The sequence below is a fragment of the Oceanobacillus phoenicis genome, from assembly GCF_047238145.1.
GTDB lineage: Bacteria > Bacillota > Bacilli > Bacillales > Amphibacillaceae > Oceanobacillus.
This window is the reverse complement of the sequence record NZ_JBDFME010000001.1, coordinates 1,644,888-1,671,556: the sequence shown is the minus strand read 5'-3', so window position 1 is coordinate 1,671,556 and position 26,669 is coordinate 1,644,888. Positions and strand designations below refer to the sequence as shown.

Below are 26,669 nucleotides of genomic sequence, written 5' to 3'. Positions count from 1 at the left end.
CAAATATTATTTTAATTACCTAATAAAAAACAGGAGCTTTCATGTTATACAGATATTCTTGGTGACCGTCCGTATTTCCATTATATAAGCTCCTGTCTTTTGTATTATACGTTAATATTTATATTTTGCGATTTTTCCGGTTAACTCTTCTGCCATAGCTGTTAAGGATTTAGCTGAAGCAGAGATTTCCTCCATCGATGCAAGTTGTTCTTGTGTTGAAGCTGCAACTTCTTCAGATGATGCTGCGTTACTTCTTGCAATATTAGCTAAATCATTTGCCGTTGCAGTCACTTGTTGTAATGCTGCAGCCATTTCTTCAGAGATGGCGGTTACTTCTTCTACTTGTGGCCGAATTTTATTGCTTGTCTGCATAATTTGTCCAAATTTATCAATTGCATCATAGGACACATCCACACCTGAAGAGACCTTATCCGTTACGAGTGACATTCCCTCCACAGTAGTATGGATATCGTGTTGAATTCCATCAAGAATAACATTAATATCATTCGCTGAGCCCTGTGATTGTTCCGCTAATTTACGTACTTCATCCGCGACCACAGCGAATCCTCTTCCATGTTCTCCAGCTCTTGCCGCTTCAATTGCAGCATTAAGTGCTAAAAGATTCGTTTGTTCTGAGATATCCGTAATTGCACTTAAAATCGTTGTAACTTCTTTGGAGCGTTCTAATAAAGACTCAATCATTTGATTAGAGTTATTAACAGATTCCTGAATTGAATTCATTTGTTCTAACGTATTGTGTACCGCTTGTCCACCAATCTCTGCTTGACTATTCATTTCATCTACATATCCAGATACCGCTGTTGCACTATCAACTATTTTGTCAACTCCAGTTGATACTTCTTCCAATGAGTTGGCACTTTCTTCTGTACCATGTAATTGATGTTCTGCACTTGAAGACACTTCTTGAATTGCTGATGACACCTGTTCCGTTGAACTGGTCATTTGATCCGAATTGGCATTTAATTGTTCTGCAGAAGCAGCTACTTGTTGTGCATTAAATTCCACATCGCGAATTAATTCTCTTAAACCATCTTGCATTTGATTGAATGCGTTGCCTAATTGGCCAATTTCATCTGTTGTTTTCATGTCAATTACTTGTGTTAAATCTCCAGTACTAATAATAAGTGCAGTTTCTTTTACATCACGAATTGGTTTCAATATAGAACGCACAACGAATATAATTAAGACTCCGCCTATTATGAGTGATGCAACAATAACAATTACTGTCGTGAAAAATACAGATAATGCTGCATCTTGTACTTCATCTTGATCCATTGTCCCTCCGAGTTTCCAACCTGTTAAATCGTTCGTCGCAAAATGAACAAACTTGTCTGTACCTTGAGAAGAGTAGGAAAATTCATCATTTGTGCTTTCATAAAGTTTGCTATATATTTCTTCTTCTGCCTTTGTTCCTTTATCTAGTTCTGGATGATAAATCACATTTTGTTGTTGATCGAGAAGAAACGCATAACCATTATTGCCAATGTCTATACCAGAAACAATTTCTTCGATAAAATCAAAACTTAAATCTACTGCTACAACTCCTGAACCATCTTCAATAGCTTTCGATACAGTTACTACCAACTTTCCTTCTCCTACACCGATATAAGGATCAGAAATGATAACATCATTCGTATTTTCCATGGATGCTATGTACCAAGGACGTTCTCTTGGATCATAATTGCTATCTTGAACCAATTGAGGTTCTTGTATAAATTCTCCTTCTTCTGTACCAACATATATACTCGCTGCTTCTGGATGTAACTCCACATATTGTGAAAACTGTTGAAATACTTCTTCACTTTCATTTTCATACATGGAATCATTCATATTGTCTGCAAAGATTTGTACATCATGTACTTTCGATTCCATTGTATTATCTATTGTTCTATTTATTATATCTATATTCTCATTAATCCTTGTTTTCAATTGACCTTCAATCTGATCCACAGAGCTAAAATATGTTAGCACACCAATAATATAACCCGGTATTAATAAAAACCCTGCAAATGCCAATATTAGCTTAAAACGTATGCCTTTCTTCTTAAATAATTTTTTCACTATAGCATCTCCTTTATTTATACAAAATAGAAATTATTTTGTATCCCTCTACTTATTTTCGGTGTGACGATCATAAAATAAATAGAATATACGGAAGATGGAATATTGAAATATTTCTGTTATTTAATGTTTTATGGATTTAATTTGTTTTAAACAACTAAAATGACACTTTGGATGTAGTTATAAAAAATAAGTTTTTGCTAATTTTTACTGTTTTTTTACATATATTTCTATTATTTAGTCATACTATTGTACAAACCAAAATTCTTCATGTTGGTTTAAACATTCAATAAATAGGATATATAGTTATTAGTAATAACATCTCAAGAAAGGAATGATACACATGTTAAGTTTTATTTGGAGTTTAATCATAGGTGGTATACTTGGTTGGATTGCTAGCTTGATTGTTGGAAAAGATTTACCAGGTGGTATAATTGGAAATATATTAGCAGGATTTGTTGGTGCATGGTTAGGTTCATTTATTTTAGGAAGTTGGGGACCAGAAATCGGCGGGTTCTTTATTGTTCCGGCATTAATCGGTGCAATCATTCTAATCTTTATTGTTAGCTTAATTATGCGCGCTGTAAGAAGATAATTATCGAATTCCGTAGCATTTCAAGTAAGACTAATAAAAAGATTCCAGTATCTGATTCAAAAGATAACTGGAATCTTTTTGCTTGTTTTGGAACTTTGTGCTTATTCAGATCCTTCAATCTTAAATTTTAAATAGGGAAAAGACTACCATGGTGACCTTTTTCACAAAACCATTTGTTATAGATCTAGACCCTCTATTTCCTCCATTTCTAGATTAGGCTTTTTAGATGCGTCTTCCTCAAAATACTGAATTGCCAAATCAGAGAGTGTTCCATCATTACGCATTTCTTTAAGAACTTGATTTATTTCAGTTGTTAGCTGAGTTTCACCTTTTGGGATTACTATAGATTGCTCCGTTGTTCTAAATCGTAATTCAGGATGTAAATGGATATCAAATTCAGGGAACTCGGCGATACCAAATTTCTGCAGATAATAATCATTGATTACTACATCTGTTCTACCGTTATGTACATCACGTAAATATGCTTCATTTGGTGCGTTTCCGTAAGTAACAACTTCCGCTCCAAAATGTTCTGCAATTTGGCTATAGACTGTTGTTGCTCCACCACCAGCTTTCTTCCCTTGCAAATCTTCTAATGAATTAATTTCAGAATTATCATCTTTACGAACTACCATGGTAGTATAAGAATATTTATATGGTTCACTGAAATTAAATTCTTTCTTTCGTTTCTCTGTTGACTCAATTTGATTGGCAGCAACATCAATTCTTCCACTTTGAATTGCTGAAAGCATACTATCAACGCCCATTGTTTCAAAAGTAATATCCAAGTTCAATCTTTTGGCTAACTCCCGCATGACTTCAACATCAAATCCAGTTAAAGTATCACCTTCATAATACGATGCAGGAAATAATGTACCCGACGTCCCAACAACAATCTCCCCATCAGTATTAATTTCTTCCCACCTTTCATCATCGCTGGTACTCTTTCCATTTTCATTTTTGTCTGTCCCATCTTCACTGGAACTACCACATGCACTTAATAACAAGATAGAAAATAAAATAATTAGTATGATATTTATTCCTTTCAAGATTGCACCTTCTTTCGCTTTTGTAATTATAACAAAACTCTACTTAAAATAAATTGTGTTGTCAAAATGTTTATGAATGTAGTTTATCGAATTTTATGGTAGATATTTAATGAATAATTACCAGTGTGAACAAGAAATTTTACAACACTACAAATGTTTACTTTTACAACATAATAAAACAACCAATTTAACATTAGGCCACTGTACTGCATATGTTGCTATATAGGATTGTAGAAAAGAGGGATGCATATGAATAATGATTTTCATGAAGATCAAGTAGTACACCAAGAGCAGCAACTTGTGCCTTATCACACGAATGCTTATAATTGGAACGCACCTTATGGCTATTATCAGAGTTATCGTATAGAAAATGGTGCTCCTATTCATGACGGTGAACGCTTCATCTGGTTAGCGCCATTTGTTGGTGGATTAGCTGGAGGATTATTAGGTAGTGCCCTATTCCCTGGACCTGGATATTATGGGCCACCAGGACCTCCTGGGCCGCCGGGGCCTCCAGGACCACCAGGACCTCCATGGGGATACGGACCATATCCACCAGGTTATGGGCCAGGACCTTATTATTATGACGGACCATATTACTAATCTTTATCAACAACTTTTTAAAGTAAAGTATCAGAAATATTCTATACAATAATACAGTGATGATAAGCCCTTGTTAAATAAAAAGGGCTTTTTTTTGTTATATATCGAACTATCGTTCACAAGTTAAAATGAAAAGGCTATCAAAAAATATTTCCGAGTACTTACTAGATTTCGTATAATAAAGTTTGTTATAGTGATAATCGTATGAACAAATTAACTTGATAGGAAGTCATAAAATGAAGAACATATGGAATATTTTTTCGACGGATGTTCGTAAAACAGGTACGAATTGGGTTGCACTTATTATTCTAGGCGGTTTATTGATTTTACCGTCCTTATACGCTTGGCTAAATATTAAAGCTGCTTGGGACCCTTACAGTCAAGTCGATGAAGTACCGGTTGGTATTGTAAATGAAGATGTCGGCGCAGAAGTGCGTGGAGAAGACATACATGTTGGAGACGAGCTTATATCTACCTTAAAAGAGGATAACTCCATGAATTGGCAATTTGATAACCGCGAAGGTGCGATGGAACATATTGAAAACGGGGACTATTACGCAGTGATAATTATCCCAGAAGATTTTTCCGAAAAGCTAGGAACGGTTACTACCGGAAATCCAGAAAAAGCAAATGTAGAATACTACGTAAATGAAAAGGTAAACGCAATTACCCCACAAATGACCAACCGTGGCGCAAGCACGATTGTTGATAATGTAAGCAGTCAGTTTGTATCGACGGTGAATGGCGTTATTTTTGATTTATTTAATCAAATTGGTGTGCAACTAGAAAATGATCTACCTGACATTGAACGATTTGAAGAGTACTTATTTAATGTTGAAGAAAGTTTACCTGAAATTGAAGAACTATTAACAAGTACATTAACAGATGCAGAGAATGCTGCTGATTTAATTAATGAGGCACAAGGATTAATTCCTCGTGCAGAAGAAACAACAAATGATGGACTAAATACAATTGATAATACGATAGCATTTCTTGATAATGCAGAGAGTCGTTTAAACGAAATGGCTCCGCAAATCCAAGAAGATTTAGAGACGATACAGCAAGTAACACAATCAACAAATGATTTCTTACAAGATGTTCAAGATTCTAATATCGATTTTGGCAGTGGTAATGCAATCGTGGAACAAGTCGACACACAAATTAATGATGGATTAGAGCGTCTTACAACGATAGAAGATGCTCTAAATCAAGTACAAGAACAGCTTGATCCTGAACAACCAGAATACGAACAAATTCAAGATTCACTTGATCAGATTGTATCATTAAGAGAATCATTAGAGAATGTTCAAACAGATGCCAATGAAATTAACACCGTGTTGCAGAATACAGAAGACGAAGTATCCACTTTACTCAATGATTTAAAAGAACGTTCGCAAACGGTTAATGAACAAGTAGATGCCTTTGTTGTTGAATATACGGATACAATTGAACCAACGGTACGTCAAACAGTTGATGAGGCTCAAGGGACGTTACAAGAAGCAAGAGGAATACTGGTTGATATTCAATCAACCATCCCAGAAGTCGAATCTATTCTTGCTTCTACGGATGGGAATCTACAAGAAGGAACGGATACGATTAATACCGTACTCGGTGAATTCCCTTATGTAAATACGAAAGTAAATGAATTAGCGGATCGCGTCCGTGAAATACAAGATGAAGCCGATTTACAGGAAATTATTGATTTACTCCAGAATGATCCTGAGGCAGAGCAAAGCTTTTTCCAAGAACCGGTAACATTGGATGAGACTCAAGTATTCCCAATTGCGAATTATGGTGCGGGTATGACTCCATTCTATACTGTTCTCGCTATTTGGGTTGGCGGTCTATTATTAATTTCACTGTTGTCCACCGAAGTTCACCATGTTTCGGAGTTTACGTTACGTCAAGAGTATTTTGGAAAGTTGATGACTTTCTTACTCATTGGGATTATTCAAACCATCATTATTACATTTGGAGATATTTTTATTCTTGGAGTAGAGATGGCACATCCAGGATGGTTTATTTTGTTTGGGCTATTCATTAGTTTCATTTTCATTACGATTATTTACACGCTTGTCTCTGTATTTGGAGATGTTGGAAAAGCAATGGTAATTGTTTTTCTTGTATTACAGATTGCCGGTTCTGGAGGAACATACCCTGCGATGCTATTACCCGAGTTCTTCCAGACAATCAATCCATTCTTGCCATTTACGTATGCAATCGACTTATTACGTGAAGCTGTCGGCGGAATTATCTGGAGTAAAGCAATCAAAGATATGCTTGTGTTAGCCTTATTTGGTTCTGTTTTCTTTGCTTTAGGAGCATTCTTTAAGCAACCCATTAACAAACATACGAGAAAACTAGCAAAAAAATCACGAGAATCAGGTTTATTCCATTAATAGAACAGGTTGGGACATAACAAAAAGTTTTAGTCAAAAGATAGAAGATACTAGAATAAGCGTAAGCAATATACGGAGACTCCTTGAAAATCAAAAATCTAATTTTCTCCATGCGATGCAATGCTTTCGAGGTCTTCCTTGTCCTATGGGAAAGAGGCCTAGACGAGCATCCCCCGATGCATAAGCATCCGGAGGCTCGCCAGCCGCCTTAAGATAAGCGCAGTATATTTCTGAAGCGGCTTTTCAAAACCAATTACTTTTGTCCCAACCTCCTCTCTTTATTGATAGAATGCTGCTAAATTTATGAGTTGTTTTTATATCCACAGCCTTAACTAATTTGGAAAAGAAAATCACTATCCTAACAGCCAAGAAACTCTTAAGTAGGAATTAACTCATATTCTATTCCTAACACTTAATACTTCTAAATTTTTTACTTTGTATACCTACACCCATTTGGTAGTAAGTACTTTTTTACGTGTATAAAATTGTAATCCATCTTTTCCGTTTGCATGTAAATCCCCATAGAATGAATCTTTCCAACCAGAGAATGGGAAGAATGCCATTGGTGCAGGAACACCAATATTTACACCAAGCATGCCAGCATCGATAGTCTCTCTAAATCTACGCACGCTTCCCCCATCTCTTGTAAAGATACATGCCCCATTTGCAAATCTAGATTCGTTTGCTAAATCTACACCTTCCTCTAAATTATTCACACGGGCAATTGACAACACTGGAGCGAAAATTTCATCTTGCCAAATTTTCATTTCTGAAGTTACATGATCAAATATGGTTGGTCCGACAAAATAACCTTCTTGCTTAGCTGCTTCATCTGTACGACCATCCCGAACAAGATTTGCACCTTCTTCCTCACCAGAATGAATATATTGTAACGTACGTTCCCTATGTTTATCACGGATTACCGGTCCAAGGAATACCCCTTCATCTAACCCATTTCCAATTTTTATTTCATTCGCTTTCTGCGTTAATGAAGCAACGAACTCATCAGCAACCTCTTCTTCAACTGCTACTACTGAAGCTGCCATACATCGTTCTCCTGCAGAACCGAATGCTGCATTCAATATTTGAGTAGTCGCATTTTCAAGGTTGGCATCACTCAGGACAATAGAGTGATTTTTTGCTCCTGCAAGTGCCTGTACACGTTTTAGATTCTCTGTTCCTCGTTTATATACATATTCAGCTACTGGCTGAGAACCAACAAAGGAAATAGCAGCAACTTTTTTATGATCAAGTAATCCATTTACAACATCATGAGCACCATGCACAATATTGAATACCCCATCCGGAAGTCCAGCTTCTTCTAGAAGTTCTGCTAAACGACTAGCTAATAATGGTGTACGTTCTGACGGTTTCATGACGAAGGTGTTTCCTGTGACAATTGCCATCGGAAACATCCAGCATGGTACCATCATCGGAAAATTAAACGGTGTAATACCACCAATAACCCCAATTGGGTATCGGTATACACCTGATTCTAAATCAGTTGCAATGGAAGGAAGCTGTTCTCCCATCATTAATGATGGTGCCCCGGTCGCAAATTCTACATTTTCTATTCCTCGTTGTACTTCCCCATACGCCTCCGTGTAATTTTTCCCATTTTCCAACGTAATCAACTTCGCTAATTCATCCCAATGTTCAACGAGTAATTGCTGGTATTTAAATAAAATTCGTGCTCGTTTAGGAACAGGCACTTCTTTCCATGTTTTGAAAGTTTTCGCAGCCACTTGCACTGCATGATCAATATCTTCACTTGTAGATATTGGTACTTTTGCAATCACTTCACCTGTTGCTGGATTAAATACATCTTCTGTTGTATTTGTATTTGCTTCAATCCATTTCCCACCGACATAGTTTTTCACTGTTTTTACTGTAGTTTGTGTCATATAAATCTCCTCCTATGTTAGGTTAAAAAATAGTGTAAAACAGAACAGCTAACGCTAGAACTGCGGTAGGTAAGACTACACTTATCATTAAAATTGGTTTATACGCTCTTCCGTGTGTTTCTCCACAAATTGCTCGTACCGTCGTTACAACATATCCATTATGCGGAAGTGAATCCAGTCCACCAGAAGCAAGTGCTGAAATACGATGCATCGCTCCTGGATCCACACCTTGACTTAAATAAATTGGTGCAAGGATCGGCAATGCAATTCCTAACCCACCTGATGCAGAACCAGTTATTCCACATATAATGGTGACCCCAATAGCCAAACCAACTAAAGGAGGTCCGGGTAGATTAACCAAACCAGTAATTAATGTATCAAATGCAGAGACTTGAGCGGCAACACTCCCAAATCCTACGACTGCACAAGTATTTGCTAAAGCTACCAATGCATTTTGTGCTCCTGTGGCAAGAGAGTTCCAAAACTCAGTAAGAAATCGAAGCATACTAATACACGCTATAGCAATTCCTACTAATAATGCGATTAGCAATGCAATTGTCGGATTCATAAACTGTCCTAACACATTTAATAGAACAATGACTAATACAAGTGGAATAATGGATACAATTATATTGGGCAAGTCCCCCTTCTTAGGATCTGGTTCCTGTTGTACAACATTAGCTTCCATACTTGCAGCTGTTTCCTCTCCCCTACCATTTGGTAAAGAAAAAGTTTCTCCATTGGCAGAAGCTCTTTTCACCATCGAACCTAGCCATAAACCGCCCAAAGTCATGATCAACAATGCACTAAACACACCAATCCATCCACCAGCAGTTGGAGTTGTGCCAAAGAATTCAGTAGGAATTATATTTTGAATTTCTGGTGATCCTGGTGAAGTCATAGTAAAAGAAATAGATCCAAAAACTAATGCAGCAGGAATAAAGCGATGTGGTAAATTGGCTGAGCGAAATAGCGAAACTGCTATTGGATATACCGAAAACCCTACCACAAACATACTTACTCCACCATATGTCATAATTGCTGCAGCTGCCACCACAGCAAATACTGCGCGCTTTGCTCCAAATATCTTTTTTATCCAAAGGGAGATACTATCCGCTGATTTCGTCTCTTGCATTATTTTACCAAATATTGCGCCTAATAAGAAAACAAAAAACCACGAAGCAAAATATCCTGTGAAACCAGTCATATAATTATCCATTAATGCCGTATCAAGTCTTAACCCTCCTGTTAGTGCTACAATCACCGAGCTAATAATCGCTCCAATGATGATATTTCCACCTTTCATTGTAAGGAAAATTAAAACTATTAGTGATACCAATAATCCAATCATACTTAGAAACTCCATCATTTCTCCCCCTGTTCGCGGATTAATTACTTACCGACTTTTGCGATGAAAATTGATAGCTATAACAAGTTTGATATAGTTTCTCTATTTCTTGTTTTGTTGGTATTCTTGGATTGTTGTCTGGGCTACCACTCGCTATTGCATCCTCTGCCATTTTACTGATGACTTGCTGAAACTCCGTATGATTAATCCCCCATCCTTCTAAGTTTGGAATATTTAATTCAAGACAAAGCTGCTTTACTGACTCTACGGCAATCTCTGCTACAGCCTTATCAGATACTCCCGAATGAGGGTTAAAAAACCTTCCTAAATCCGCAAGTCGCTCCACACAATGTTCTTTACTAAACTCTAGTACAGCTGGAAGTAACATGGCATTAGAAAATCCATGTGGTACATGAAATAAAGCACCAATTGGCCTGGACATTCCATGAACAAGACAAACAGAAGCATTCGTAAATGCCATACCAGCTTGCAAAGAACCTAATGACATCTCTTCTCGAGCTTGGATATTTTCTCCATCTTCATACGCCTTTTTTAGACTACGTACTATTTTCTCCATCGAAGAGAGTGCTAACATATCTGTCATCGGTTGAGATTTTCGAGAAATATACGCTTCAATTGCATGACTAAGTGCATCTACTCCGGTTGCAGCAGTTACAGACTTCGGTGAAGAAACAGATAATAATGGATCTACAATAGCAACATTTGGCATAAAAGCTGGTTGTTTAATCATCATCTTTACATCGTTACTTGTATTTGTAATAATCGTCGCGTCAGTTGCCTCTGAACCAGTTCCAGCCGTTGTTGGTATAGCTATGTGTGGTAAAGGTGGAGAAGTAGCTATCCTTTTAAGACCCATATACTCCTCAATATGACCACCATTTGTTGCAATTACTGCAATTGCTTTTGCAGTATCAATACAACTTCCTCCACCTAGGGAGATGACAACATCACATTGTTCATCTTGAAGTAATTGTAATGCTTCCTCTACAAATCTATCTGTAGGTTCTGATTCAACCCCTAAATAGACAGCGCTTTCAATTTGTTCTTTACGAAGCAAATCTCTACACTCACTTACATACCCCAGCTTTTCCATTATTTTATCACTAATAATAACCGCCTTGTTACCTCGTACTGCTGCTTCTACCCCTATCTTTCCAAAAGCATTTCTACCATAATTTATTGTCTCTGGTGTACGAAAGACTGCATAATCTTGCATTCTCTCTCCCTCCCCTTTTTTTCTATTCATTAATTTCTATGCAAACATCATGCCAATTAATGATGACTTTCATATTAGCTAGAAGTATAAAGAATTGTAGTGATAACACTACATCTCAATACCAAACTTCTTTAATTTTTGATAGAGTGTAGTTCGATGAACACCTAAATGACTTTACGTTTTACTTCTATAGAATATACATTTTTCTTTTCATCCTTGAGAAAAGCACCTCCTATAAGTCGTTAATATTATATACGACTCAAGGGGTGCTTTCTCCTCTGTTTCATTTAATTAGATCTCTTCAATTTATAAACAGTTTCCTTTTCTATTACTATATATAGGTATATTAGAGCAGTTAATTATTCTATGTCTGATTCCATATCTTCAGGATAATTTATAGTGTTAAATACCTCTCCATTCTCATTTTCTACATAAATTATTATATTATAATCATCCTCAGATACCCCATCATATAATTGATAAAACATACCGGAAAATCCTAATGTTATTGCTGCAAATCCATCCATACTATTTTCATATTTTTCTTGGTCTACTACCATAGTAAATTCAGAAAAATCATCATTTGCAGTTACATTTTGAACGGAAGGATAATCTCCGCTTGAAGTAATTTCTTCCGTGGTTTGATTTAATTGTGTTTTTATTTCATCCATTATTTCTTTATGTTTTGATTTTGACATCTTATAAGTTAGACTACCATCTTCATTCTCTGTTACTTCTAGACCTTCTTCTTCTGCATTTGCAATCGTCTCTTCCGATGATTCTATCATAGAGGCAGGGATATTAACCTCAACACTTAATAAATTTTTATCTACTTCAACAGATTCATCTTCCTTTTTTGACTCTTCATTTTCCGTTTCTGCTGAGGCTTCTTCCTGTTGAGTAGAATCACTCCCGCAGGCTGCTAAACTAATCATTAAAAAACTCAATAACACTAGAAACAATACTTTTTTCATGATATATTTTCCTCCTATTTTTTGCTCATATAGGATTTTATCACTAAATGTATAATATTTCCATATTAATTTGGGGAATATAAGAATTTAAAAAGTTGCCCCGCATTCTCACCTTACTGGGCAACTTTTTTACATCAATCTTATTTTTCTATAAATGAAGCTCTTAATTGTTCCATCTCTTTCTCGTTAAATCCAATTTTATGGAGGAAGCCTTCCGTACTTCCATAGTTATCATATAAATAACGTAAAAATTGTTCCATATATTCTGGTTCACATAATAACATACTTCGAAATTGTTTTTTCGTCATAAGAGGAGGCGCACTTCGTAATGCTTCTTCTGTTACTGGTTTATACTTACTCGTAAGTGCATAATCTTTTATAATCAAATCATGTGATACACCTGCTAAGTCTAGCAACATTGCGGCTAAGACACCTGTTCGGTCTTTTCCAACTCGGCAGTGAAATAATACTGGATTATCACCTGCTTGAATAAAATGTTGAAATACTTCTTTAAATTGCTTTTGACTCGAATCTAACATCATGCAATACATATCCACTAACGACTTTGGTATCTTTGTTGTGAATGTGGCTGGATCTAATAATGGGATATTGATATAGTCATAAGACAATTGATCAATGTGCTTATACTTCCCTTCAAGGGACAAACGTAAATCAACAATTGAACGCACACCTTTTTCCCTAGCTAAATATTTTTCGCTTTCTAAAGGTAACGAGTGTAACGAATCGCCTCGGAAATATTTGCCCCATCTTGTGAAGTTACCGTCTTCTGTTGGATAGCCGCCAAGATCACGAATATTCGCTGCACCTTTAATATCAATATGCCTTGCTGGATTTAAAAGTAATGCATCACTCATACTAAGATTCCCCTCTCAATAACTTCTATATATATCTATCTTAGCCTTCAATTATTTTCACGTACACTGTTCTGTTTCTTGGTCCATCAAACTCACTAAAATAAACACTTTGCCATGTTCCTAGAATTAATCTTCCATTAGAGATAATTAATGTTTCATTCGCTCCAACAACAGATGATTTCATATGACCATCGGAATTTCCTTCAAAATGTACATACCCATCTTTATTTGGAAAAGTTTCATTTAAACCAAGAGAAAGATCTTTCTTCACATCTGGATCTGCATTTTCATTTATCGTTATTGCAGCAGTTGTATGGGGACAGAATACAACCATGATTCCCTCTTGGACATTACTTTTCTTCAAAATATCATTTAAGTAATTATCTAATCGAAAAAACATCTGCTTTTGATCCGTTTGTATTTGAAATGAATGTACGTTGCTTGTCATTCCTATTCCTCCTAGTTGTTTTTATTATGCATATCATAACGAATATTTGATAGAACAACAAATAATTGAGTAAAATAGAAACTTTTTTGCTGGCTCATCCGTATACATATTTATCCAATTACAATAAAAGGAGGAATTTATGCGAACTCGTATTCTTACCGTCCTGTTTATTATGCTATTACTAGTAGCCTGCTCTTCCGATAAAACGTTGGAAGAACAATCAGAAAAGATAATCGATGACTTAATTGCTGGGGAATTTGAAAATGTTAGGAATAACTACTTTAGTCAAGATTTACAAGAGACATTTTCTAAAGAAGAGCTTCAGGCTTCTTGGGAAGAAAAGATCGTCGATAAAGACGTAGAAGTAGAGTTTGAATCAAGTGAACAACAAGCATTTCATGTTATCGAAGGTATTGTCGAGCAAACAGATTCTTCCATCAAAGTACGTATGACATGGAACAATGAGGAGGAACTGGTCGGTTTTCATATTGAACCTTCGCAAACAAAAACAGCATTGCCAAGTAATGTAGAAGAAGAAACCATTACTATCGGTGAAGGTACTGATTTTGAGCTAGACGGTACATTAGCTTTGCCAACAGATCATGATGAAGTCATACCTGGCGTCATTCTCGTTCATGGCTCTGGACCATCGGATCAAGATGAAACTGTGTACGAATATGCACCTTTTCGCGATCTTGCCTATGGCTTAGCTGAACAAGGGATCGCTGTACTTCGATATCCAAAACGCTCGTTTGTATACCCAGAGAAGGTGAATACATTTGGAAATGATTTGACTGTTAATGAAGAAACCATTGATGATGCTGTACTAGCAGCACAACTACTAAAAGAGGATAATCGCATTCAAACAGATTCTGTATTCGTTGTAGGACATAGTCTTGGGGGTATGCTTGCTCCACGAATAGATCTACAAGCGAATACAGCAGGCATGGTTATTCTAGCTGGGTCACCTAGACCGTTATGGGAGATTATTTATGACCAAAATATATATTTCCTTGATATGCTCGTGAATGATGAAGAGGAAAAAATGGAAATGATTCAAATGTTGGTAGAAGAAAAGAAAGTTGGTGCAGCTTTAATTGATATGACGGATGAAGAGGCGAAAGAAACTGATGTATTTACAATCAATGGTTACTACTTAAAAGAAATGGAGGAACATGATGTTAGTGAAATTGCACTTAACTCCAATAAACCAATGTTACTTTTACAAGGAGAAGCAGATTTTCAAGTAACGATGGAACAAGATTTTACTATGTGGCAGGAATTATTGAAAGAAAAAAGTAATGCTACGTTTAAAAGCTATAAAGAGCTAAATCATTTCTTTATCACTTCGGAAGGCTCAAATAAAGGGACTGTAGAAGAGTATTCTATTCCTGGTCATGTAGATGAACAAGTAATTGAAGATATTGGAAGATGGATTCAGGAACAAGCCAATTAGGAAGGGGCAGTTTTAATGAGAAAATCACTATTTGTATTAATTACGATGTTATTATTGCTAGCAGCTTGTGGAGAGAATGAGGATACCTCGGCTGATAATGACAATGCTGGCAATGATACCGAACAAGAAGAGAATCCTAATGAGGATGAATCTAATCAGGAATCAGGCAATAATCAAAACGAGTCACCTGATATTGCTGAAGAGAAGTCAGATGCTGCAGAAGCTTTTCTAGATAAGATGGTAAATGAACAATTTGCAGAAGCTTATAATGATATGAATGAACTAATGCAAGCAGAAATTACTGAAGAACAATTAACAGAAATATGGAATACAGTCACAAGTGATATCGGTTCTTTTGTTAGTTATAAATTAGTAAGTGCGACTCAGGAGCAAGGAAACGATATCTTCATCTATGACGGGTTATTTGCTGGAGGAAATGCACAGTTTAATGTTGCTGTGGATAGTGCAAATGAAATTATTGGCTTTTATATTTATCCAAAGTAACGTTCTGTCTTCCTAAAATGACAAAGCGATCCCTTCATTATTAAGCTACACTCAGGAAAGCGTTCCTGAGTGTAGCTTTGTTTAATCTTCTTCTGATTCTGTTATATTCTCGGTTTGTGTGGAATCATTTTTTCTAAGCGAATCCATATCTTCTTTAGCCTGTAAAATGATGGCATCAATCTCGGTTTGTAAATCTTCATTTGTCTTGTTTGGCGAAATTTCAATATGTTGAATAATTTCATCAGCATATTGTTCTAATTCCAAGGATCGCTCCATAATTTGTTGATCAATCAATACTTGTAACTCTCGATCAACAGTGTCCATTTGCGAATGAATTTCCGTTTGGAGTCGCTCTAGCTGTTGTTGTTTCACTTGATTCAATTCTTCTTCCATCGTTTTAACCGATTCTTCCGTCTTGGTATCGAACCAACTACTGATCATTTTTTGCATATCCGTATTAGCAAAAGTTACATGAATAGTACAGCCAATCAATAGAAAGAAAATAACCACTGTTTTTCTGGCTACTGACTTCCATTTCAAATCCGATTTATGTCTCTTGCCGTTCATAATATTGGTCTCCTATTACTTTTAAAATTTGCTTATTGGTTTATCCCTTCAACAACTGCATCTAAAGCAGCCTTTGCATCATCTTCCAGTTCTTTTGCTTTTGCTACAATAATTGCTTCTTGTTCAGTTACCAGTTCATCAAGTAAAGTTGTTACAGATGCTCGTAAATCGTCGATTGTCCATCCTAACCAATTAGAAATATTATCTAATGTTGCTTCTTCATGGCTATTTACTTCGGCTGCAAGTTCTTCCTGGGCAGCTCGAATTGCTTCTTCTAGTTCTTGCACCGCACTTTCTTTTGCTGTAGTCAAGTCCGTAGTTAATTGCGCTACCGCTTCATCACCGAGGTCAGATGTATAATTGGTTAAATCATTCGTGGCAAATGCCTCGCCTTCACTAGCCAGGCGATCAATTTCTAGGTACGCATCTAAAAACACATTATAGTATTCATAACCAATGTTTTCTAAAATCGCCGCTTTCTCCGCATCTATTCCTTCAATGTGGTCTAATTTTACAGAAATGATTTCTTCTAGAGATTGGCCAGTAGATAATTCTCTTGATAAATCAATATCAATAGCTGCATCTGATTTTATTTGTGCATATTCCGATTCCAATTCACTAAAACGATCCGTAGTCATACTTTCCACTTCAGATTCAATAGACGCTACACTTTCATTAAATAATCCATTATACCAATCACGTAACCCTTCACCAGCTGGCGTACTCGCGAATACAACACCCGCACTAACCACAACACTTATTGCTAACACTCCTGCAATGAACTTTTTCTTTAATCCTCTTACTTTCATTTATGTGACCCCTCTCTACTTTCAATAATATAAATAGGATAATATATAAAAACTTAATATTCAGATAAAAATTCTTGAAGAAACGTATTCCATTCAGCATTGATTTCTACTTTTAAATCACGTTTTACTTGCCTCTCTATTTCTTGCCAATCTTTCTGTAACAATGCTTGTTTCTCTTGTTCCAACTGTTTCAAATAGCTTTGTTGATAGGCATCTATTTGTTGGATAGATTGCTGCTTTCTTTCTTTAAAATACGTAGTTAAATACTCCTGATGTTCAGCTTTGTTTTCTTTGTTCATATCACGAAATAAGTCCTGAAATATGATGCTATGGTAGTCCCAAACTGCTAATCGAACATCCCCCTTCTCAGCAAATGTAGTAGAATAGGATAAGCCGATGAAGAGCACGAACAAAATGATTAAACGTTTTTTCACCAACACATCCCCTTTCTTTGTGAGATAATTTGTGTATTCCCTTGTTGTCTATCTAACCTATCACCTATACTAGCAAATTACTTCCTAACATAAATCCTAGAATGCTACCATTTTTATAATAGTTATATAGTTTTGAATTATATAAATTTAATCGTTGGTTGCACTTCTTTTTACCTAATAGTCAGTAAATACAGCAATCACTGAAAGGAAAATACTACCATTAATTAGGACTATCGATGTTATTGTAAAATACTGGGATTTATAAAATGATCCTAGGAATTTTGTTGGATAGAGTAAATAGAGGTGAACTTTGTATAGTGTATCTTGTCGAAATTAACACGTTTCTTCATGATACTAACTGTTTATCTCTACTATATTGTCGAATCTGAACTTCTAAAAGGAAAAAAGTCCCTCTTGTATTAGGTAGAAAGTTTGATTGGACTGTAAAAATTAGTGAACAATAAACAATTGATAACTTTTTAATAATATATTTAACTACCAATCGTATAGTAGAAGAAAAAATAGGTGACTTCTAATGGAATAGCACTAGCACTAGCTAAAGTTTCACACGGAGTACAGTATTCTGTTCCATATGAACAAATTCAGTGCTCTTTAGAAATCACCTATTATAATATTTTTTTGCTGGCAGTCTAGTTCTGAATCACACTATATTATTAGATAGTTAAGCGCGTATGCTACACCATCCTCGTTGTAATTTTTAGTGGTTATATCGGACATTTCTTTAACTTCTGGTTCTGCATTTCCCATCGCAATACTTTTACCAGCTACTTCAAACATTGGTATATCATTAAAATTATCACCGATAGCCACTGTATCTTCCAACGGTACTTGAAAGTATTTCGCTAAACTTTGTAATGCATTTCCTTTGCTCGCATCTGCATGTGCAATCTCTAGTTTTCGTCGCCCCGATCCAGTGATAGATATATCTTTCCTATTTTCTAGATCTAAGTGTAATTTGTCTAGTAACTCTCTCTGGAAAGACAAAATAAATACTTTATATACATCCAATGTTTCATACTGTATTGCACGATAATTATCAACCATTTTTAACCCGAACTGATCTTTCTGGGTTGCAATCATTGCCTTCATTTTTTTACGATCAGCCTCACTCAATTTAGGATACTCGTTTATCTCTTTTTCTAAAATATGTATTATATCTTTCTCTAGATAAATACCTTCATTTGTATATATCTCATAATAAAGTCCTTCTCTATCTGCTTTTTCCATTAGTTCATGTACGAGGTTTGGTTTCATCGATAAATGCTCTATGACATTATGATCAGCATAAGTAACTGCTCCATTTCCCGTAATAAGTGGTAGGTCTAATCCTGCTCTTTTTGTTAATTCTTTCGTATCATGTAGCGATCTACCAGAACAAATCGCGACGATATCACCTGCCTCTAGTCTGTTACGAATTGCTTCACTACTTGCTTGATTTATGTTTCCTTCGTCTGATAATAGTGTTCCATCTAAATCGATTGCAATTAATTTCATACCTTCCCACCCTTTATTGATCTCATTTATACAGTTAGTATTTCCAAAAAGAAAGGAGTCTACTTCAATAGTTGAAGAGGACTCCGTTTTTCAATATATTTACATTCCTAGTAATGTTCCTACAATCCAACTCGAACCATAGAATACCATAAATTGTACGCCGACACCTACTCCTAGGAATCGATTCAATATACCACCAACCATTGCCATTGCAAATGTCACCGTAATTCCGACAATCCCACCCTCATAAAAGGCTAGAAGTGCAACTATTCCAATGAACATACCAATAATTGCCTCTTGGTTAATATGTTTCAATACCAATACCGTTGCTTTACGCGCAAAATTCATAGAAAAGGGATAGGCAATAATAGCTGCAATAACAATTCCAATCAAACCAAATATTAAAAACTCAAATGGTTCCATCATCGTGTGTAAGTTATTGACTGGTTCTGTAGTGAAAACTGGTGGTGCATTGAATAACGCTTGTGCAGGACCAATTGCCACTGGACTTAATGGAATACCAAACGCCACGAGTGGAATGATTGTCTCCGCAATATATGTTGATTCGGTTACCCCATTCATCGTGGATAGGCTCGTTGTCGATTTCTTGTATTGCCCTTTCACTCGTGATCCAACTAATTCTCCCATTAATGCAGTCATTCCTACCGGGCTTAAAGCAAAAGTTAGCGACGATAGAAAAGACGTCCCTGCTACAGCTGACGTTTGTTTTTTTGTTAATACTTTAAATGGATTTGGAAAATAACCACTCCATGATTTTTTCTCGGGAGCAAGTTTATATTCATTTTTCTCATGTCGAGTAATCATTGGACGAGCACTGCGAGACAATGCTAATAATATATCCGTCAACATTGGCCCAATTGCAATACCAAGGAAGAAACTTATGGACAGACTGGTTTCTAATATCGTTGTACTTACAAGATTCAGACCTTGAATAACAAGAGCTAAAGGTACGATTAAAATAATGCTGGCCCATCGTCCTTTAGAAAAATATCCAATTAGTACAGCTGCTAATGTAAAAATAATCCCGGCATTCTCTTGGAAAAACTCCCCAAATTGACTTAAGAATACTGCAAATAATAGTGCAACTGGTAAAGCGATAAATGCACCGATAATCCCACCTGAAATCATTTTACGTAGTGCAATATGCGGTAAACCAATTCGACGCATAAAGTCTGCATGCTCAAGCATTGGCGTTGCAGTTGTATCTCCAGGAACTCCCATTAAGGCTGTTGGGATGGCATGGGTTAAATGCTTGGACAACACAGCAGCCATAAAAAATGCAAATACACCTTCAGGAGGAGCTCCCAATAACACGACAATTAACGTCGCTGGAACAAGTACCGCTGTTTCATCCGATCCCGAAATTAAACCAATTAATGTAAAGATAATACTTCCTAACAGCGCTAGACCTATCGCTATCATTAATGTTTCCATTATTGATCATCCTCCTTTTTTCGGGAGAATGTCGTATCTTGAGAAACTTCCTTCTCATCTTCCATGAACATATCGTAAAATCCTTGTTCTTTCATTTCTTGTATAATAACTGGGTCATTCTTAATAGCTTCCCGTTCTTCATGTATATCAAATTGCATTTTTCCATAAACCGAAGATAACTCATCACTCGTACTAGCAGTTTCATTTAGCATCCGTTTTGGTTTAAATAAAAATGTATTGAGAATTAATCCAGTTACACTTCCCACAATTCCCAACAATAGTGAATAAGACTCTATCATTTCTTCCGCAGCAATATTCGAGAAAATGACCTCTCTACCTAGGAAAAAACCAGCTAAACTTAAACAAACACTAATGATAATCGTCATCATCAAATGTTTTCCGTACACAGTATCCCCAATAACTTCAACATAGGATTCATCATGCTTGGATGGTGATTGATCCACTTTTTCTACCTTCTTTCTATCTAACACTATGAAAAGTTAGAATGTAATTCGTAAATAAGTAGATTATACTATACTACGAGAAATTATTCTAGATACTAGTACCAGATACTAAACGATACATTCCAATTTGTGCCTGCAGACAAGAATGAGAGGTATTTATGTAACGCGATTCTTCCACTCTCTTTAATTCCGGGCACATAATTCCCGGTTATCTTACCCTGTTCTTCCTCGCTCCTTAATTCTGGGCACATAAATCCCGGTTATCTTACCCTGCTCTTCCTCGCTCCTTAATTCTGGGCACATAAATCCCGGTTTCCTTACCCTGTTCTTCCTCGCGCTTTAATTCTGGGCACATAAATCCCGGTTATCTTACCCTGTTCTTCCTCGCTCCTTAATTCTGGGCACATAAATCCCGGTTATCTTACCCTGTTCTTCCTCGCTCCTTAATTCTGGGCACATAAATTCCCGGTTATCTTACCCTGCTCTTCCTCGCTCCTTAATTCTGGGCACATAAATCCCGGTTATCTTACCCTGCTCTTCCTCGCGCTTTAATTTCGGGCACATAAATCCCGGTTTCCTTACCCTGTTCTTCGTCTCGCATTAATTCCAGGCACATAAAGTTTAGTAATCGGATATCTCCAACTTTCACTGTAAAAACAAAAAGCCGAAGCTATTACGCTTCGACTTTTTACTATTGCCCAGGCTCAGCAACCCAATCCTCTATTTACCGGGATGAAAAATTACTTTTACAGAATCGGAGAGTCTATTGGTTATTTGATGAAAGATTTCTGGCCCATCTTCTAGCCTGAGTCGATGAGAAATCATAGGTTTTACATTTAACTGGCCGGTGCTCATATAATGTAAAGTAGCATCCCATTCTTTTCCTGGAAATGGTGCAGAAAGAGCATTCCATGAGCCAAGAATTCTTAATTCATTGCGAACAATCTTCTCGAAATAATATCGCTTTAGAGTAATATCGCCGTATGGAATTCCTAGAAAGATGACTTCTCCTCCTTTTTTTGGTAAAGCAAGTACTTGCTCACTTGTGATGGGTGATCCGGCTGATTCCACAGCAAGGTCAACACCGAGTTCACCGGTAGATTGCTTCACGATTTCTTCAGCATTTTCTTTCATCGGATTAACTACAATGTCCGCACCAAGTTCTTGAGCAATCTGTAATTTATGTTCATCAATATCAATCGCAATCACTTTACTGGCACCAAAAATTTTAGCCCATTGAACTGCTAATAATCCAATGCTCCCGACTCCCATAATGGCTACTGAACTACCTGGTTTTATGGAAGTCCGGTAAAACCCATGAGCGACTACTGCGGATGGTTCGACCAAAGCAGCCGTGTTATCATCAATCAAATCAGGCAAGATTTTCACATGTGTTTCTGGTAGTTTCGTATATTCTGCATAGGCACCTGGATGTCTTGCCCCAATTACGGTTAGTTCCACACATCTAGTTGGATTTCCTTCCTTACAATAATGACAATGCCCGCAAGAAAAAGTAGGACAGGCTACCACCCGATCACCTGATTTAAAATTAGTGACACTTTTCCCTACTTCTACTACTTCACCCGAAAACTCATGCCCGAATATCATTCCTTCCACATAAGGACCTAGCTTTTTATATCGAGAAGTATCTGAACCACATATACCTACAGCTTTTACTTGAATGATCACATCATTATCTTTTTCAATGATAGGCTTTGGCGTATCTTCGTAGCGCAAATCCCCCACGCCATACAATTTTAAAGCTTCCAAGGGAATGCTCCTCTCTATATCTAGTTATTCGCTTCTTTGGTAGATTTCTTCTTATTTTTGATTAGAAAATATGCCGCTATCCCAACAACGATTGAGTTGAAAAGTAATTGATATTCAAAATAAAATTGACTAATCCCTCGCATTGGTCCAAGCATAAAGTCTAATAATGCATCAACCATGTATATCCCTCATTTCAATAGTTTTTGTTCAAGCAAGCTTTCTATTCTAATCTCATTAATAAGAGCTTGTTGATATCTCGCCTCGGATTATTTGTACAGCACCACTAGAACCTATTCTTGTTGCACCAGCATCAATAATTGCTAGGGCATCTTCATATGTTTTTATGCCACCAGCTGCTTTTACTTGTATTTTTCCTTTACCGACTTCATTTAATAAACGAACGTCTTCTACTGTTGCTCCACCACCATTAAATCCAGTAGCTGTTTTCACAAAGTCCGCACCTGCACGAATAATACATTCCGTGACGTTAATCTTCTCTTCTTCGTTCAATAGAGCAGTCTCAATAATTACCTTTGTATTTAAACCGTTTGCCACCTCTACTACACTCGCAATATCATCTTCTACCGTTTGATACTCTCCAGATTTTAAGGCTCCTAGATTAACAAGCATATCGATTTCTTTTGCACCATTGCGGATTGCTTCCTTCGTTTCCATAACCTTTACATGTGTGGTTGCTCCACCTAAAGAAAATCCTATTGGCACACCAACTTTCACATCACGCCCCGCTAACCAGTTAACGGCAAAAGGTACATAATACGGTTGCACAAAAATGGTCTTGAAACCATACTTAATTACTTCTAGTAAGAAGCTCTCAATATCTGACCGACTTGCTGTTGGATGTAATAACGTATAATCAATAATTTTTGCTAGCTCATGTCTCTCCATAACGACCAAAAAGCCTCCTCCTGAAGTTAATCTTGTAATGGTTTTAATAATACCTTGATTGCCTCTCCGCCTTTTATAGCTTGGTATGCTTCATCCCATTGATCAATCGTGAATTCATGCGTAACTAATGCTTTTGCATCGACTTTCTTATCTTTCATTAACTGAATCGATGGTTCCCAATCTGCTGACTTTTGACTTCGGCTTCCTACTACTTGAATTTCCTTTTGAATGACTTTTTCCATATCAAAATTCACGTTAGACTCCGGAAAAATTCCTACTTGTGCATAGCTTCCCTTTTTCCGTAGTAAGTCTAGTCCTTGATTAGCCGCATGAATAGAACCAGAGCATTCCAATACAACATCCGCTCCATATCCATCCGTTAATGTTGCAATTTTTTCCTTAATATCTTCTTCTTGGATGTTGACAACAAAATCGATGCCAACTTCTTTCGCCTTATCTAAACGAATCTTGTCATTATTAAGTCCCGACATCAGCACAGTAGCACCATAGCTTTTAGCAACCTGAGCCGCTAATAATCCAATCGGACCTGGCCCAAGCACAACAACTAAATCTTCCTCTTTGATATTCGTTTTTTGAATAGCATGATACGTACATGCTAATGGTTCTGTCATCGACGCAGAACGATCATCCACCTCATCCGGTAAATGATGAAGGCTTTCTTCTCTAGCAATCAAGTAATTGGTAAATCCACCATTTTGCTGCGTACCTAATCCTTTACGATGATTACATAAGTTAAAATCACCCGTTTGACAATACCTACACTCTCCACAAATATAAAAAGTTGTTTCTGAAGTTACACGATCACCGACTTTAAAACCAGTAACTCCTTCTCCAACCTCCACAATTTCACCGGAAAACTCATGCCCTAATGTTACCGGAGCAGCTACTTTATAATGACCTTCATACGTGTGAATATCCGAACCGCAAATTCCAGCATAGGCTACTTTTATTTTCACTTGATGACTGGATACGTTTGGTTCTTCAACATTTTGAATGTGTAAATTTCCATGTCCTAACTCTGTTTTCACTAATGCCTTCATGTTGATGTGCCTCCTATAAAGATGTATACTTTTTTGCCATTAATTTCCCCACAAAATAATAAGGCTAAAGGACCGATATACTACTAGCGTCGATCCTTGTTAAAGCCAGTTATTCATTAATTAAATAAATCAAAGAATCTCCAGATAACCCAGTTTACGATGTTTCCACCTTGGTCAATACTTGATACCATTGCAGAACCTTCTGGTAAATTAATTTCTGCATTTGTTGCCATATCTGTAAATAATGGAGCGATATCTGTCGCTACATATAAAGAAATTGCAATCATAATTGTACCGACGATCACCGAGTGAATAATATTTCCTCGTGCTGCACCTACAACAAATGCGATAACAAATGGAATTGTTGCTAAGTCACCAAATGGTAAAACTGCATTTCCTGGTAAAATAACTGCTAGTAACACAGTCACTGGCGTTAAAATTAAAGCTGTCGCAATTACAGATGGATGCCCTAACAGTACGGCAGCATCCAACCCAATATTGATTTCACGATCACCAAAGTGTTTATTTAACCATTCACGTGCAGATTCGGATACCGGCATAAGACCTTCCATTAAGATTTTTACCATACGTGGCATTAATACCATTACGGCTGCCATGGAAATACCGATATTGATAATTTCACCTACACCGTATCCCGCTAGTGCTCCAATGGCTGCACCTAATAAAAGCCCGATAACCATCGAATCTCCAAATACACCAAAGCGCTTTTGAATAGAATCCGGATCTGCATTTAATTTGTTTAGTCCAGGAATTTTTTGAAGTCCTTTTACAACAAAGATAAACGGCGCATAAGAAATTGTGCTTCCAGTTGCAACGGATACACCTGGCATATCATAAAAATCACGAACCATTGGCTGTGTCCAATCGGCAATTTTTAAACATACGATTTGGAAAATTGTTGCTGCAATTAAGCCTTGAATGATGCTACCAGAAATGGTATACACCACAGCTCCCATAAATGTGTAATGCCAAAAGTTCCAAATATCCACATTCATCGTCTTCGTTGTTTTCGTTACAAGCATGATAACGTTTACAGCTAATCCCAAAGGAATTATAAATGCTGCAATAGTCGACGCCCATGCGATAGATGAAGTTGCTGGCCACCCAATATCGATTACATTTAAATTAACACCTAATCTATCAACCATTCCTTGAGCAGCTGGTCCTAAGTTTAACGTCAATAAGTCTATTACTAGAAAAATACCTACAAATGCTACACCAATCGTCAAACCAGATCGAAATGCTTTACCTGGTTTTTGTCCGAATAACAGCCCTATTAAGAAAATTGCGACTGGCAAAATTACAGTTGCGCCTAATCCTAAGAAAGCTTGAATAAAATCAACAAAACCTTGCACGATAACTCCCCCTCCGAGTTTAAGATAAAGCTCGACTCTGACTTAAGAATCGAGCAACATCATTTTATTTTTGCAATTCTTCTAAGATTTGTTTCTTTGTATCTTCCACACCAATTCCTGTTAAGAAATTGCGAGCGTTTATAACTGGGAATGCATACTCTTTCTTCGTCATTGCAGTTGTTACTAATAAATCCGCTGTTGATTCGTATGTGCTTACTTCAGCGATTTTAATTTGTTTTATATCAACTTTGATATTATTTTCTTTCGCTAATTCTTCAATGGCATTGTTCACTACGGTAGAAGTTGCAATACCTGCGCCGCATGCTACTAGTACTTGTTTCATTACGATTCACCTCCTTTAAAAGAATATAAGTTTAACTTATTCGTGATTAATTGTTTTACACTGCTAGCGTCACTTTCAACTACTAACTGCTGTAAAAAAGATTCATCTTGAAATAGCTTCATTAAATCTTGTAAAAGTGATAGTTGAGAATGCGGTTCATCCATTGCTAACATAAATACAATCTGAACCGGCGTTGTTTCGCTATCTTCACCCATAATGACAAAGTCCACTGGTGATTTCAGAACACCGACGCTAATTGTTTTTGTATTTACATGTTTTGCATCCGTATGTGGAATAGCTACGGATACACTTATTGTTGGTAATCCTGTGGCAAATTCCTCTTCCCGTTCAATAATCGCCGGAATAAAGCTTTCCTTCACATATCCTAAATCAACAAGATTTTGCCCCATTTTCTTTAATACTTCATCATTTTTTTCTGCATCTAAATCTAGTAAAATAACATCCTCTTCAAAATGTAATTCACTCATTTATGTC

26 protein-coding genes and 1 pseudogene are annotated in these 26,669 nt (G+C 36.6%); 5 read left to right on the top strand and 22 right to left on the bottom strand.

Annotated elements, in window-relative coordinates; all coding sequences use genetic code 11:
• Positions 1-111 precede the first annotated feature (111 nt).
• Positions 112-2,082 (bottom strand): methyl-accepting chemotaxis protein, encoded by a 1,971-nt coding sequence (locus ABC346_RS08385; RefSeq protein ID WP_413234423.1) that lies wholly within the window; start codon positions 2,080-2,082, stop codon positions 112-114.
• A gap of 343 nt (positions 2,083-2,425) precedes the next feature.
• On the opposite strand from ABC346_RS08385, the gene ABC346_RS08380 reads away from it, so the two are divergent.
• Complete coding sequence (locus ABC346_RS08380) at positions 2,426-2,677, top strand: GlsB/YeaQ/YmgE family stress response membrane protein (RefSeq protein ID WP_017797910.1); 252 nt, start codon at positions 2,426-2,428, stop codon at positions 2,675-2,677.
• A 176-nt stretch (positions 2,678-2,853) separates the two neighbouring features.
• Here the strand turns inward: ABC346_RS08380 and ABC346_RS08375 are convergent, their stop codons facing one another.
• Entirely contained in the window at positions 2,854-3,726 is an 873-nt protein-coding gene (locus ABC346_RS08375; protein WP_069685487.1) for a transporter substrate-binding domain-containing protein, read from the bottom strand.
• Between the two features lie 249 nt (positions 3,727-3,975).
• On the opposite strand from ABC346_RS08375, the gene ABC346_RS08370 reads away from it, so the two are divergent.
• Together ABC346_RS08370 and ABC346_RS08365 are read left to right on the top strand one after the other, a co-directional pair.
• Positions 3,976-4,329, top strand: coding sequence for a hypothetical protein (locus tag ABC346_RS08370; protein ID WP_017797912.1), 354 nt, complete (start codon positions 3,976-3,978; stop codon positions 4,327-4,329).
• A 236-nt stretch (positions 4,330-4,565) separates the two neighbouring features.
• Entirely contained in the window at positions 4,566-6,728 is a 2,163-nt protein-coding gene (locus ABC346_RS08365) for a YhgE/Pip domain-containing protein (RefSeq protein WP_260049239.1), read from the top strand.
• A gap of 443 nt (positions 6,729-7,171) precedes the next feature.
• Here ABC346_RS08365 and ABC346_RS08360 read toward each other — a convergent pair whose 3' ends face one another.
• From ABC346_RS08360 to ABC346_RS08330, 7 genes and pseudogenes are all read right to left on the bottom strand, one after another.
• Positions 7,172-8,632: a CoA-acylating methylmalonate-semialdehyde dehydrogenase gene (locus ABC346_RS08360; RefSeq protein WP_413234422.1), complete on the bottom strand. Its 1,461-nt coding sequence runs from the start codon at positions 8,630-8,632 to the stop codon at positions 7,172-7,174.
• Positions 8,633-8,654: 22 nt separating this feature from the next.
• The gene (locus ABC346_RS08355) at positions 8,655-9,998 is read right to left on the bottom strand and encodes a GntP family permease (protein WP_413234421.1); all 1,344 of its coding nucleotides are present in this window, start codon (positions 9,996-9,998) and stop codon (positions 8,655-8,657) included.
• Positions 9,999-10,020: 22 nt separating this feature from the next.
• Positions 10,021-11,217, bottom strand: a complete 1,197-nt coding sequence (locus tag ABC346_RS08350; protein ID WP_413234420.1) for an iron-containing alcohol dehydrogenase — start codon at positions 11,215-11,217, stop codon at positions 10,021-10,023.
• A 108-nt stretch (positions 11,218-11,325) separates the two neighbouring features.
• Positions 11,326-11,388 (bottom strand): annotated as a pseudogene (locus ABC346_RS08345) (helix-turn-helix domain-containing protein); the annotation flags it as partial.
• Between the two features lie 188 nt (positions 11,389-11,576).
• Positions 11,577-12,191, bottom strand: coding sequence for a hypothetical protein (locus ABC346_RS08340; protein ID WP_413234419.1), 615 nt, complete (start codon positions 12,189-12,191; stop codon positions 11,577-11,579).
• A 140-nt stretch (positions 12,192-12,331) separates the two neighbouring features.
• Complete coding sequence (locus ABC346_RS08335; RefSeq protein WP_413234418.1) at positions 12,332-13,066, bottom strand: tyrosine-protein phosphatase; 735 nt, start codon at positions 13,064-13,066, stop codon at positions 12,332-12,334.
• 40 nt (positions 13,067-13,106) lie between these two features.
• Positions 13,107-13,514: a secondary thiamine-phosphate synthase enzyme YjbQ gene (locus tag ABC346_RS08330; protein WP_413234417.1), complete on the bottom strand. Its 408-nt coding sequence runs from the start codon at positions 13,512-13,514 to the stop codon at positions 13,107-13,109.
• 139 nt (positions 13,515-13,653) lie between these two features.
• On the opposite strand from ABC346_RS08330, the gene ABC346_RS08325 reads away from it, so the two are divergent.
• The gene (locus ABC346_RS08325; protein ID WP_413234416.1) at positions 13,654-14,970 is read left to right on the top strand and encodes an alpha/beta hydrolase; all 1,317 of its coding nucleotides are present in this window, start codon (positions 13,654-13,656) and stop codon (positions 14,968-14,970) included.
• 15 nt (positions 14,971-14,985) lie between these two features.
• Positions 14,986-15,474 carry a DUF3887 domain-containing protein gene (locus tag ABC346_RS08320; protein ID WP_413234415.1) on the top strand — a complete coding sequence of 163 codons (489 nt, stop codon included), beginning with the start codon at positions 14,986-14,988 and terminating at the stop codon, positions 15,472-15,474.
• A gap of 81 nt (positions 15,475-15,555) precedes the next feature.
• Here the strand turns inward: ABC346_RS08320 and ABC346_RS08315 are convergent, their stop codons facing one another.
• The 13 genes from ABC346_RS08315 to ABC346_RS08255 form a co-directional block, all read right to left on the bottom strand.
• Complete coding sequence (locus ABC346_RS08315) at positions 15,556-16,041, bottom strand: hypothetical protein (protein WP_413234414.1); 486 nt, start codon at positions 16,039-16,041, stop codon at positions 15,556-15,558.
• 32 nt (positions 16,042-16,073) lie between these two features.
• Entirely contained in the window at positions 16,074-16,850 is a 777-nt protein-coding gene (locus ABC346_RS08310) for a hypothetical protein (protein WP_413234413.1), read from the bottom strand.
• A 53-nt stretch (positions 16,851-16,903) separates the two neighbouring features.
• On the bottom strand, positions 16,904-17,284 hold the full coding sequence (locus tag ABC346_RS08305) for a hypothetical protein (RefSeq protein ID WP_413234412.1): 381 nt from the start codon (positions 17,282-17,284) through the stop codon (positions 16,904-16,906).
• A 666-nt stretch (positions 17,285-17,950) separates the two neighbouring features.
• Positions 17,951-18,799, bottom strand: coding sequence for a Cof-type HAD-IIB family hydrolase (locus ABC346_RS08300; RefSeq protein ID WP_413234411.1), 849 nt, complete (start codon positions 18,797-18,799; stop codon positions 17,951-17,953).
• A 99-nt stretch (positions 18,800-18,898) separates the two neighbouring features.
• Positions 18,899-20,254 carry a tripartite tricarboxylate transporter permease gene (locus ABC346_RS08295; RefSeq protein ID WP_413234410.1) on the bottom strand — a complete coding sequence of 452 codons (1,356 nt, stop codon included), beginning with the start codon at positions 20,252-20,254 and terminating at the stop codon, positions 18,899-18,901.
• On the bottom strand, positions 20,254-20,718 hold the full coding sequence (locus ABC346_RS08290) for a hypothetical protein (protein ID WP_413234409.1): 465 nt from the start codon (positions 20,716-20,718) through the stop codon (positions 20,254-20,256). Before ABC346_RS08290 ends, ABC346_RS08295 begins: the two co-directional genes overlap by 1 nt.
• A gap of 720 nt (positions 20,719-21,438) precedes the next feature.
• On the bottom strand, positions 21,439-22,488 hold the full coding sequence (locus ABC346_RS08285) for a galactitol-1-phosphate 5-dehydrogenase (protein ID WP_413234408.1): 1,050 nt from the start codon (positions 22,486-22,488) through the stop codon (positions 21,439-21,441).
• Positions 22,489-22,508: 20 nt separating this feature from the next.
• On the bottom strand, positions 22,509-22,667 hold the full coding sequence (locus ABC346_RS08280; protein ID WP_413234407.1) for a hypothetical protein: 159 nt from the start codon (positions 22,665-22,667) through the stop codon (positions 22,509-22,511).
• Positions 22,668-22,722: 55 nt separating this feature from the next.
• Entirely contained in the window at positions 22,723-23,394 is a 672-nt protein-coding gene (deoC, locus tag ABC346_RS08275; protein ID WP_413236533.1) for a deoxyribose-phosphate aldolase, read from the bottom strand.
• A 26-nt stretch (positions 23,395-23,420) separates the two neighbouring features.
• On the bottom strand, positions 23,421-24,455 hold the full coding sequence (locus ABC346_RS08270; protein WP_413234406.1) for a zinc-binding dehydrogenase: 1,035 nt from the start codon (positions 24,453-24,455) through the stop codon (positions 23,421-23,423).
• Between the two features lie 116 nt (positions 24,456-24,571).
• Positions 24,572-25,831, bottom strand: a complete 1,260-nt coding sequence (locus ABC346_RS08265) for a galactitol-specific PTS transporter subunit IIC (RefSeq protein WP_413234405.1) — start codon at positions 25,829-25,831, stop codon at positions 24,572-24,574.
• A gap of 64 nt (positions 25,832-25,895) precedes the next feature.
• The gene (locus tag ABC346_RS08260) at positions 25,896-26,174 is read right to left on the bottom strand and encodes a PTS sugar transporter subunit IIB (protein WP_413234404.1); all 279 of its coding nucleotides are present in this window, start codon (positions 26,172-26,174) and stop codon (positions 25,896-25,898) included.
• Positions 26,174-26,662 (bottom strand): PTS sugar transporter subunit IIA, encoded by a 489-nt coding sequence (locus tag ABC346_RS08255; protein ID WP_413234403.1) that lies wholly within the window; start codon positions 26,660-26,662, stop codon positions 26,174-26,176. Before ABC346_RS08255 ends, ABC346_RS08260 begins: the two co-directional genes overlap by 1 nt.
• Between the last annotated feature and the right edge of the window lie 7 nt (positions 26,663-26,669).

What these genes read in the sequence shown, in the direction of transcription:
- ABC346_RS08365 (WP_260049239.1), top strand. Translation starts at nt 4,566, where the DNA reads ATGAAGAACATATGGAATATTTTTTCGACGGATGTTCGTAAAACAGGT.
- ABC346_RS08310 (WP_413234413.1), bottom strand. Translation starts at nt 16,850, where the DNA reads ATGAAAGTAAGAGGATTAAAGAAAAAGTTCATTGCAGGAGTGTTAGCA.
- ABC346_RS08315 (WP_413234414.1), bottom strand. Translation starts at nt 16,041, where the DNA reads ATGAACGGCAAGAGACATAAATCGGATTTGAAATGGAAGTCAGTAGCC.
- ABC346_RS08355 (WP_413234421.1), bottom strand. Translation starts at nt 9,998, where the DNA reads ATGGAGTTTCTAAGTATGATTGGATTATTGGTATCACTAATAGTTTTA.
- ABC346_RS08320 (WP_413234415.1), top strand. Translation starts at nt 14,986, where the DNA reads ATGAGAAAATCACTATTTGTATTAATTACGATGTTATTATTGCTAGCA.
- ABC346_RS08330 (WP_413234417.1), bottom strand. Translation starts at nt 13,514, where the DNA reads ATGACAAGCAACGTACATTCATTTCAAATACAAACGGATCAAAAGCAG.
- ABC346_RS08335 (WP_413234418.1), bottom strand. Translation starts at nt 13,066, where the DNA reads ATGAGTGATGCATTACTTTTAAATCCAGCAAGGCATATTGATATTAAA.
- ABC346_RS08380 (WP_017797910.1), top strand. Translation starts at nt 2,426, where the DNA reads ATGTTAAGTTTTATTTGGAGTTTAATCATAGGTGGTATACTTGGTTGG.
- ABC346_RS08300 (WP_413234411.1), bottom strand. Translation starts at nt 18,799, where the DNA reads ATGAAATTAATTGCAATCGATTTAGATGGAACACTATTATCAGACGAA.
- ABC346_RS08270 (WP_413234406.1), bottom strand. Translation starts at nt 24,455, where the DNA reads ATGAAGGCATTAGTGAAAACAGAGTTAGGACATGGAAATTTACACATT.
- ABC346_RS08350 (WP_413234420.1), bottom strand. Translation starts at nt 11,217, where the DNA reads ATGCAAGATTATGCAGTCTTTCGTACACCAGAGACAATAAATTATGGT.
- ABC346_RS08370 (WP_017797912.1), top strand. Translation starts at nt 3,976, where the DNA reads ATGAATAATGATTTTCATGAAGATCAAGTAGTACACCAAGAGCAGCAA.
- ABC346_RS08340 (WP_413234419.1), bottom strand. Translation starts at nt 12,191, where the DNA reads ATGAAAAAAGTATTGTTTCTAGTGTTATTGAGTTTTTTAATGATTAGT.
- deoC (WP_413236533.1), bottom strand. Translation starts at nt 23,394, where the DNA reads ATGGAGAGACATGAGCTAGCAAAAATTATTGATTATACGTTATTACAT.
- ABC346_RS08260 (WP_413234404.1), bottom strand. Translation starts at nt 26,174, where the DNA reads ATGAAACAAGTACTAGTAGCATGCGGCGCAGGTATTGCAACTTCTACC.
- ABC346_RS08255 (WP_413234403.1), bottom strand. Translation starts at nt 26,662, where the DNA reads ATGAGTGAATTACATTTTGAAGAGGATGTTATTTTACTAGATTTAGAT.
- ABC346_RS08325 (WP_413234416.1), top strand. Translation starts at nt 13,654, where the DNA reads ATGCGAACTCGTATTCTTACCGTCCTGTTTATTATGCTATTACTAGTA.
- ABC346_RS08280 (WP_413234407.1), bottom strand. Translation starts at nt 22,667, where the DNA reads ATGGTTGATGCATTATTAGACTTTATGCTTGGACCAATGCGAGGGATT.
- ABC346_RS08295 (WP_413234410.1), bottom strand. Translation starts at nt 20,254, where the DNA reads ATGGAAACATTAATGATAGCGATAGGTCTAGCGCTGTTAGGAAGTATT.
- ABC346_RS08360 (WP_413234422.1), bottom strand. Translation starts at nt 8,632, where the DNA reads ATGACACAAACTACAGTAAAAACAGTGAAAAACTATGTCGGTGGGAAA.